Source organism: Methylorubrum podarium, assembly GCF_022179745.1.
GTDB classification, from domain to species: Bacteria; Pseudomonadota; Alphaproteobacteria; order Rhizobiales; family Beijerinckiaceae; genus Methylobacterium; species Methylobacterium podarium.
In genome coordinates, this window is record NZ_BPRD01000021.1 from 1 (window position 1) to 9,238 (window position 9,238).

Annotated in this window: 8 protein-coding genes; all 8 read left to right on the top strand. The window is 70.1% G+C overall.

Annotated features, from left to right (window positions below; all coding sequences use genetic code 11):
- Positions 1 to 323: copper chaperone PCu(A)C (locus MFF42_RS01075; RefSeq protein WP_238253651.1), on the top strand; the 323-nt coding region annotated here is incomplete at its 5' end.
- Between the two features lie 88 nt (positions 324 to 411).
- Positions 412 to 957: a copper chaperone PCu(A)C gene (locus MFF42_RS01080; RefSeq protein WP_238253652.1), complete on the top strand. Its 546-nt coding sequence runs from the start codon at positions 412 to 414 to the stop codon at positions 955 to 957.
- Complete coding sequence (locus MFF42_RS01085; protein WP_238253653.1) at positions 947 to 1,591, top strand: SCO family protein; 645 nt, start codon at positions 947 to 949, stop codon at positions 1,589 to 1,591. The genes MFF42_RS01080 and MFF42_RS01085 overlap by 11 nt, the downstream gene beginning before the upstream one ends.
- 140 nt (positions 1,592 to 1,731) lie before the next feature.
- Positions 1,732 to 2,082, top strand: coding sequence for a hypothetical protein (locus MFF42_RS01090; RefSeq protein ID WP_238253654.1), 351 nt, complete (start codon positions 1,732 to 1,734; stop codon positions 2,080 to 2,082).
- Between the two features lie 42 nt (positions 2,083 to 2,124).
- The gene (locus MFF42_RS01095; protein WP_238253655.1) at positions 2,125 to 4,278 is read left to right on the top strand and encodes a TonB-dependent receptor family protein; all 2,154 of its coding nucleotides are present in this window, start codon (positions 2,125 to 2,127) and stop codon (positions 4,276 to 4,278) included.
- A gap of 421 nt (positions 4,279 to 4,699) precedes the next feature.
- Positions 4,700 to 6,451 carry a caspase family protein gene (locus tag MFF42_RS01100; RefSeq protein WP_238253656.1) on the top strand — a complete coding sequence of 584 codons (1,752 nt, stop codon included), beginning with the start codon at positions 4,700 to 4,702 and terminating at the stop codon, positions 6,449 to 6,451.
- Positions 6,452 to 6,834: 383 nt separating this feature from the next.
- The gene (locus MFF42_RS01105) at positions 6,835 to 8,517 is read left to right on the top strand and encodes a methyl-accepting chemotaxis protein (protein WP_238253657.1); all 1,683 of its coding nucleotides are present in this window, start codon (positions 6,835 to 6,837) and stop codon (positions 8,515 to 8,517) included.
- A 34-nt stretch (positions 8,518 to 8,551) separates the two neighbouring features.
- A partial coding sequence (locus MFF42_RS01110; protein WP_238253658.1) for a substrate-binding domain-containing protein occupies positions 8,552 to 9,238 on the top strand: 687 nt, incomplete at its 3' end.

The window sequence follows — 9,238 nt, forward strand, 5'->3', positions numbered from 1 at the left end:
CCGACCGGCTCACCGGCGCCGCGATCCCGCAGGCGGGCCGGGCGGAGATCCACTCGATGACGACCGAGGGCGGGGTGATGAAGATGGCGCCCGTCGAGGGCGGCCTCGCCCTGTCGCCGGGAGGAAGCGTCGCGCTCAAGCCCGGCGGCTACCACCTGATGTTCCTCGACCTGAAGGACGGGCTGAGGGCGGGCGAGAGCATCTCGGGCACGCTGACCTTCGAGCGGGCCGGGACGGTGCCGGTGACCTTCACCGTGGCGCCGATCGGCGCGCAAGGACCCGGTGCCGCGCCCGACGCGGGCGGCCACCCGCACCATCACTGAGCGGCGGCAGCGGCCGCCGACCCCGCCGCGCGGGGCTCGAAGCCCGAGATCCGCGCGCTCCCTTTCCTCTCCGAACGGAGACACGATCATGCGCCTTCACGCTGTCCCGGCCGCCCTCCTCCTCGCCCTCGGTTTGGCTGCGACGAGCCCGGCCCGGGCCCACGACTACCAGGCGGGCCCGCTCAAGATCGGCCATCCCTGGTCGCGGGCGACGCCCGGCGGAGCCAAGGTCGCGGGCGGCTACCTCACGGTCACCAATACCGGCACGGAGCCCGACCGGCTCACCGGCGGCACGATCGAGGCGGCCGGGCGCGGGGAACTGCACACGATGTCGATGGAGGGCGGCGTGATGAAGATGGCGCCCCTCGCCGACGGCCTGGCGATCCCGCCCGGCCAGACGGTGTCGCTCGCCCCGAGCGGCCACCACCTGATGTTCCTCGACCTGAAGGCCCCGCTGAGGAAGGGCGAGCGGGTGAAGGGGACGCTGCGCTTCGAGCGGGCCGGCAGCGTCCCGGTGGAGTTCGCCGTCGAGAGCCTCGCCGCCAAGGCCCCGGAAGGGGCGGGCGGCAAGCCCGGCCATTCGGGGCAAGACCATTCGGGGCAGGACCATTCGGGACACGACCATGGCCACTGAGCCGCGACCGGACCGGGCCGCCGCCCCCGCCTCGAAGCGGGGAAGCACGCTGATCCTGATCGCCTTCGCGCTCGCCCTCGCCGGCATCGTGGCGGCGACGGTCGCCTTCCTGCCGCGGGGGGACAGGCCCTCCGCCCTGTCGGTGGTCGGCGGCCCGTTCCGGCTCGACTCCTCGAAGGGCGGCACCGTCGATTCGCGGGCGCTGAAGGGCAAGCCCTTCCTCGTCTTCTTCGGCTTCACCCAGTGCCCGAACGTCTGCCCGACGACGCTGGCCGACCTCGGCACCCTGCTCGATGAATTCGGCGCGCAGGGCGGCGCGATCCAGGCCTACTACATCACCCTCGATCCCGAGCGGGACACGCAAGAGGTGATGCGGGAGTACATGGCCTCGTTCACCGACCGGATCACCGGCTTGACCGGCACGCCGCAGGAGATCGAGCGGGTGGCGCGCGACTACCGCGCCTTCGTGAAGCGGGTGCCGCTGCCCGGCGGCGACTACACCCTGGAGCACACGCTGATGGTCTACATGATGGACCGCGACGGCGGCTTCGCCGGCCCCCTCGACCTCGAGGCCGGGCACGCGCTCGCCCTGAAGCAGTTGCGCAAGCTGGCTGCCGACGGCCGCAACACCTGAGGGCTCGGAGCCGCCGACGGCAGGGCGCCCGTCCTGGGGCCGAGACGAAAAACCGGGCGGCCGGGACCGCGAGTCCATTGACGCCCGTGCGAGCTTGGCCATAGCTGGCGGCCATGCGAGGGCGCTTGCCGGGATGGTCCGTGTGCCGCGCGGTCATCGCCGTGGCCGCGCTCTACGCGCTCGCCCTGCAGGTCGTCCTCGGCGCGGCCGCGCTCGCCGGAACCGCCGGCCCCGACGGCGGCCTCGTTCACGTCCTCTGCGCGCCCGATGCGTCGGACCCCGACGCGCCGGCGAAGCCGCACCCGGCGCACCTGCCCTGCTGCCAGGCCGCCCACGTCCTGCCGAGCCTCGACGTGCCGGAGCCCGGCCACGCCCTCGTCGCCTGGCCGCCGGAGCGGATCGCCCCGGTCGCGTGGCGGCCCGAGATCGTCGCCCTCCCCCGCGCGCCGCCCGGCACGCGCCCGAGCCCGCGCGCCCCGCCCGCCGTCTGATCGATCGCCCTCCCCGATCCTTCAGACCACGGACGCTTCCTCATGCCTTGCCGTCAACGGGCCGTGCCGCGTGCCGCCCTGTCATCGCCCCTGCTCGCCGCCGGGCTCCTCCTCGCCGCCCCGGCCTTCGCTCAAGCCCCGACGGAGGACGCGGCCACCTCCTCCGCCACGCTGTCCGAGATCAGCGTCTCCGGCACCGGCCGCCCCGCCGCGCCGGGCGAGACGGCCGGCTCGCTCACCGTCCCGAGCGTCGCCGCGCAGCGGGCGGCGGTGAACGCCACCGTCGGCTCGGTCGCCTTCGTCGATGCCGCGACCTTCCAAGACCGCTACGCCAACACCGTGCGCGACGTGCTCAAAGACGTGCCCGGCGTGTTCGTGCAGGAGCGCTACGGCCAGGAGATGCGCCTCTCGATCCGCGGCTCCGGCATCGCCCGCGGCTTCCACGTCCGCGGCATCGAGCTGCTGCAGGACGGCATCCCGCTCAACCTCGCCGACGGCAGCGGCGACTTCTACCAGATCGACCCGCTCTCCCTGCGCTCGGTCGAGGTCTACAAGGGCGGCAACGCGCTGACCTTCGGCGCGACGACGCTCGGCGGCGCGGTGAACTTCGTCACGCCCACCGCCTACACGGCGCTGGCGCCGAACACCGTCCGGATCGACGGCGGCAGCTTCGGCACGATCCGCGAGCATTTCCAGATCTCGCGGATCTCAGGCCCGGCCGATCTCCTGATCTCGGGCACGGCGACCGATTCCGACGGGTTTCGCGACCACGCGACCCAGCGCACGCGCAACCTCAACGCCAATGTCGGCTACCGGCTCGCGCCGGGCGTCGAGACGCGCTTCTTCCTCGGCTACTACGACACCGACCAGAAGCTGCCCGGCTCGCTCTCGCTGTTCAACGCCCTCAACAACCCGCGCCTCGCCAATCCGAGCGCGATCACCGGCAACCAGTCGCGAAAGGTCACGACGGAGCGGATCGCCAACCGCACCTCGTTCGAACTGGAGGTCGGGCGCCTCGACATCGATTCCTGGGCGATCCACAAGAACCTCTATCACCCGATCTTCCAGGTGATCGACCAGGACGGCTGGACCTACGGCGTGGCGCCGCGCTGGGCCGGCACGTTCGATCTCGGCGGCTACCGCAACGACCTGATCCTCGGCCTGCGGGCGTTCGCCGGCATCAACGAGGCCCGGCAATTCGTGAACGTGGCCGGCCTGCGCGGTGCCCAGACCCTCAACGCCCGCCAGAGCGCCTCGAACTACGAGGCCTATGCCGAGAACCGGTTCTGGTTCCTGCCCGAGATGGCGCTGATGACGGGCGCCAAGCTGTTCTCCGCGAACCGCACCTACAGCGACAAGGGCGGCCTGCCGACGAACCCCGCCGCGCGCTTCGCCGCCGTCACCTACGAGGGCATCAACCCCAAGCTCGGGCTCCTGTGGCAGCCGCTGCCGGAGATCCAGGTGTTCGCCGACATCACCCGCTCGCGCGACGTGCCCGATTTCTCTGACCTCGCGCAGACCAACACGCTCGGCACCACCTTCGTCCCGCTCGCGGCCCAGCGCGCCTGGACCTACGAGGCGGGCTCCCGCGGCCGGATCGACCGCCTCGCCTGGGACGTGACGCTCTACCGGGCGGAGGTGCGCGACGCCTTGATCAACTTCACGCCCAATCCCGGCCTGAGCATCCCGGCGGCGACCTTCAACGCCCCGCGCACCCGCCACCAGGGCGTCGAGGCCGCCGTGACCCTCGACCTCGCCGAGGATCTGACCGGACCCGGCGACCGGCTCAGCCTGACCCAGATCTGGACGCACAACGATTTCCGCTTCGTCGGAGACCCGGTCTTCGGCAACAACCGCATTGCCGGCGTGCCGGTCGACGTGCTGCGCACGGTGCTGGGCTACCGCCATCCGAGCGGATTCTACCTCGCCCCGGCCCTCGACTGGGTTCCGCAGGGCGCCTTCGCCGACCACGCCAACACCCTCAAGGTGCCCGGCTACGCCCTCCTCGGCCTCCAGACCGGCATCGACTTCGCCAACGGCGTCTCGCTGTTCGTGGATGCCCGCAACCTCACGGACGCGCGCTTCATCTCCGACATCGCGGTGGTCACCAACGCCGCGACGGTGGCGGGCGGGCCGGTGGCGTTCTTTCCGGGCAACGGGCGCAGCGTGTTCGGGGGCGTGCGCGCCTCGTTCTGAGGGTTCGGACCGCGAAGGGACGGCCCGCGGGCCGTCCGGGCGGCCGAGGGCGGAAGGGCGACGTCCGGACGGCGAGAGGCCGGAACCGGATTGTTCGCATGCCCTTCGCGCCGCGTCCGATAGGCCGCATCGGGCCGACACCCCTTAGTTGTTTCGGCACGCATCCTTTCGGCGAACCCGCTGCCACAGGCGGGCAGGCGCGCTCATCACAATTCGCATGTCGGAGGGGTTGATCCGGAGCGAGCTCCGCATCAGCCTGACTGTATCCAGCGATCGGCGCATCAGAAAGTTCAGATCATCATCCTGAAAATATTGGAGCGAGATCATGCCGAATTCATTGCGGATCCTTTGCGTCCATGGCCTCGGCGATCAGCGTCAGAGCGGCTGGGATGCCGATTGGTCCCGTGCGATCAAGCAGGCCGTGGGACCGGACACGGACACAGAACTCAACTTCAAGTTTCTCACCTACGATCCGATTTTCGAACGCACCGATATCAGTTTCGCGGATACGCTCGGTGCCTTCTGGAAGCTGGCACGCAGCGGCCTCGGCGGCTTGTTCCGCCAACCGCGCGGGCCGATCACCAACGTCTCGGACCGGCTCCGCTGGACGGCCGGCTATGTCGTCGCCTGGGTGGAGGACGAGCAATTCCAGCAGGACACGCGGACGCTCGTGCTCGAGACCCTGCGCGAGTTCAAGCCGGACGTCGTCCTGGCCCACAGCCTGGGTTCTCTCGTGACGTACAATGCCTTCTCGCACGCGGAGGCAGCGGAAAGCGAAGTGGCCAAGGCCCTCCTCAACACGCATTACGTCACGTTCGGATCGCAGATCGGCAACCCCTTCGTTCTCGGCAACCTCACCTACGGCCGGGTCCAACCGCTTGCCGTCAGGCATTGGCACCATCTCTACAATGAACACGACGACGTCTTCACCGCGCCGCTGCGGGTTCAAGGCGTCGACAATTTCAACCAGCTCCTGACGCCGTTCGATCTCCCCGGCGCCGGGGACCATGACGCGGCCGCCTACCTCACCCATGTCGTGACCCAGACCTCCTTCTGGAGACCCCTCGTCGACGTCGCCACCGGTCGCTTCAAGGCGATCGGCCTCGCCGCGCCGAGCAACGCCGGTCCGTGGAACCGGTCGCTGCCCGCCGCGGCCGGATCGCCGCGGCGCAAGGCGCTCCTGATCGGGATCGATGAGTATCCCGACGCCGCCAACCGGCTGTCGGGCTGCGTCAACGACGTCTTCTCGATGAGCGCGACGCTGCAGGATTGCGGGTTCGAGCCGGATCAGATTCGCGTCTGCCTCAACGACCGCGCCACCGCCGACGGCATCCTGTCTCGGCTCGAATGGCTGGTGGACGGCGCGCAACCCAGCGACCAGCTGGTCTTCTTCTATTCCGGACACGGCGCGCGCGTGCCGGAATACGGCCTGCACGAGGAACCGGACCGCCTCACCGAGACGCTCGTGCCGTACGATTTCGACTGGACGCCGGCGCACAGCGTCTCCGACGAGCAGATCAACGGCTTCTACGCTCAGCTTCCCTACGAGACCCAGCTCCTGATGATCTTCGACTGCTGCCATTCCGGCAGCATGCATCGCGACGGCGCCGCCCGCGCCCGCGGGATCACGCCCCCGGACGACATCCGCCACCGCCAGCTCCGTTGGAACCGGGAAGAGGAGATGTGGGTCGAGCGCGACTTCACCCCCTTGAACGACGAGTTCTCACGCCGCGCATCGCAAAAGCAGGCCTTCTTCGGCTCCAATCTCGCCACGGTCCGCCTGGGACGCTCCGCCCTGCTCCGCGTCAGCGACCAGAAGAGTTACGACCACGCCAAGAAGGCGCGCGGAGCACCGACGGGGCCGTTCCTCCCCGTCATCATCGAAGCCTGCGGCGAGGAGCAGTTTTCCTACGAGTACCGTCACGGCGCGACCAGCTACGGCGCCTTCACCTTTTGCCTCACGTCCATCCTGCGCAAGGAGAAGAACATCACGTTCCGGCGCCTCGTCGAACTCGCGACCGAGCGGCTGGAACGGCTCGGCTATCACCAGAAGCCGCAGATCCTGGGGCCGGCCGTCGACCTCGACGCGAAGGTGCCGTTCGAGACGGGGCGAGGCGGGAAGGCGCCCGCCGGCAAGCTGCCGGGTTCGGCGACTCCGCGAACCTCCGGCTGACGCCCGCGACGCGGGTCGGCGCGCGCCGCCCTCCGGCCGTCACCGCGGGGCCGTCCGATCGGGTCGAGGCGCGGGGACGCGGAGCGCCCGAAAGGCCGCCGGCCGCCCGGAGCGAGCGACGGCGGGTTTCACAATACGGCGTTCGCGCCTCTGAAGCGGCGGACCGGAGACGCGACGACGCTCCACCCGCTCGGACACCGGCCCGTCGGGACTGATCGGATACTTTCGTCATGACGTATAATATGGAAAAATACGCTAATTTACTAGATTTAACAGACGTTTCATAATGAATAATCTCGGCCTGATCCCGATCTATTCCGATTAAGAGACTTTCAATAAATAAAGGTGATTACTCAGACAAAAGGACGGTGCCGAGAATCCAGATGCTGAAGAATCTCAGGTCGATCAGCGCCAAGATCGCCCTTTCGATCGCCCTTCTCATGATGCTGTCGATCCTCACCGGCATCTTCGCCGTGAGCAAGATCGCGCAGGTCGCTGAGATCAGCGAGACCATGGCCCGGCATGTCGAGGCGAACACCGTCCTGGGCGAGCTTGCCACGCTGAGCCAGAAGTTGCGCGGGGTGACCGCCCTCCAGCACTTCTCCACCGACACGGATCGCCGCCGCTACGAGGTCGAGGCGTCGAGCGCACGGGTGTCGTTCTCGCGGGCCTGGAGCCAGTACGCATCGCTTGCCGGGGAAGGGCGCGAGGCCGAACTCGCCAGCCTGCTGCGGGTGGCCTGGCAGCACTTCCTGGCCGTGCAGGAGGAGGTCGCCGTCCTCGACAAGGCGGGATCCGTGTCCCTCGCCACCGCCGTCCTGCAGAAGGATCTGAGCAAGGACGCGGCCAAGTTCTCCTATGCCGTCTCGGCGGTGCAGACCTTCCGCGGCGGCGAAGTCGCCGCCGCGATGCGGCGCGCCGACGAGATCCGGGCCTCGGCCAGGCTCTGGATCCTGATCGCGCTCGCCACCCTCACCGGCTTCTGCCTGTTCGTGGGGGGCTACCTGATGGCGAACATCTCCAAGCCGGTCCGGCGCATGACGACGGTGATGGCGCGCCTCGCCGACGGACAGCTCGACAGCGCCGTCCCCGGCACGCAGCGGAAGGACGAACTCGGCGCGATGGCCGGCGCGGTGCAGGTGTTCAAGGACAACCTGATCCACACCAAGGCCCTGGAGGCGGAAACCGCCCTGGCCCGCGCCTCGGCCGAGGAGCAGCGCCGGGCCGCCATGCACCGGATGGCCCATGCCTTCGAGGCCACGGTCGGCAGCGTCCTCGACACGGTCTCGTCCTCGGCGACCGAACTGCAGGCGACGGCGCAGGCCATGACCGCCACCGCGACCCAGACGGCGAGCCAGTCCACGAATGTGGCCGCCGCCGCCGAGGAGGCCGCCTCGAACGTCGGCACCGTCGCCGCCGCGGCCGAGGAACTCGGCGCCTCGGTGCTGGAGATCGGGCGCCAGGTCGCCGGCTCGGCAGATCTGGCGCGGCGCGCCGTCACCGAGGCGGACGGGACCGCCGCCCTGGTGCACGAACTGACCACGACCGTCGCCAGGATCGGCGAAGTGGTCACGCTGATCTCGGGCATCGCCGCGCAGACGAACCTGCTCGCGCTCAACGCCACGATCGAGGCCGCCCGCGCCGGCGAGGCGGGCCGCGGCTTCGCGGTCGTGGCCGCGGAGGTCAAGGCGCTGGCCGACCAGACGGCCAAGGCGACCGAGGAGATCGCGCGGCAGATCGGGCAGGTGCAGGGCGCGACGGGTCAGGCGGCCGCGGCGATCGGCGGCATCGGCGATCGCATCCGCACGATCAGCACCGTGGCGTCCTCGATCGCCGCCGCCGTCGAGGAGCAGGGCACGGCGACGCAGGAGATCGTGTCCAACGTCGGGCGGGCGGCCGTCGGGACGGGCGAGGTGACGAAGAACATCGTCGGCGTGGCGGGCGCCGCGGAGACGACGGGCGCGGCGGCGCGCCACGTCCTGGCCTCGGCCTCCGAGCTCTCGCGCCAATCCGCGCATCTCGCTGCCGAGATCGCCCGCTTCCTCGAAACCGTCCGCGCCGCCTGACGGCTCCCGACCCCATCCGACGGAAACCCACACCATGCGCGTCGCCACCGCCGCACTCGTCCTCGCCCTCGCCGCCGCGCCTGCCGCCGCGGAGACCCGGATCTTCGCCTCGCTCGACAGCGTCGCCGGGCAGCCGTTCCAGGCGGCCGTGAAGGCCGCCGTGCTGGAGGCCGCGAAGAAGGATCCGACCCACGTGCTGACCGTCAAGGAGATCGGCCCGGATCCGGCGCAGCATCTGCGCAACGTCGAGGCCGCCATCGCCGCGAAGGCGAATGCCGTGATCGTCAACGTCGGCGATCCGGCGACGGCGCGGAAGATCGCGGCCCTCGCCGCCGAGGCCGGGATGCCGCTCGTCTTCCTGAGCCGGCGGCCCGCCCTCGACCGCGTCGGCGACAAGGTGTCGATCGTCTCCTCCAACGATCTCGTCGCGGGCCGCCTTGAGACGCGCATCCTGGCCGACAGGCTCGGCGGCAAGGGAACGGTGGCCATCCTGCGCGGCCCCGAAACCGACGCCGCCGCCCGCGAGCGCCGCACGGGAATGCAGGAGGTTCTCGCCGCCTATCCCGAATTGACCGTGGCGGTGGAGGCCGGCGCCGACGGGCTGCGCGACGAGGCCAGGGGTGTCGTCGCGGGCTGGCTGAAGGAGGGCCGGACGTTCGACGCCGTCGTCAGCGCGAACGACGAGATGGCGCTCGGGGCCGTGGCCGCCCTCCGCTCGGCG

Coding starts and splice junctions, on each gene's coding strand:
- MFF42_RS01105 (WP_238253657.1), top strand. CDS start 6,835: ATGCTGAAGAATCTCAGGTCGATCAGCGCCAAGATCGCCCTTTCGATC.
- MFF42_RS01095 (WP_238253655.1), top strand. CDS start 2,125: ATGCCTTGCCGTCAACGGGCCGTGCCGCGTGCCGCCCTGTCATCGCCC.
- MFF42_RS01085 (WP_238253653.1), top strand. CDS start 947: ATGGCCACTGAGCCGCGACCGGACCGGGCCGCCGCCCCCGCCTCGAAG.
- MFF42_RS01080 (WP_238253652.1), top strand. CDS start 412: ATGCGCCTTCACGCTGTCCCGGCCGCCCTCCTCCTCGCCCTCGGTTTG.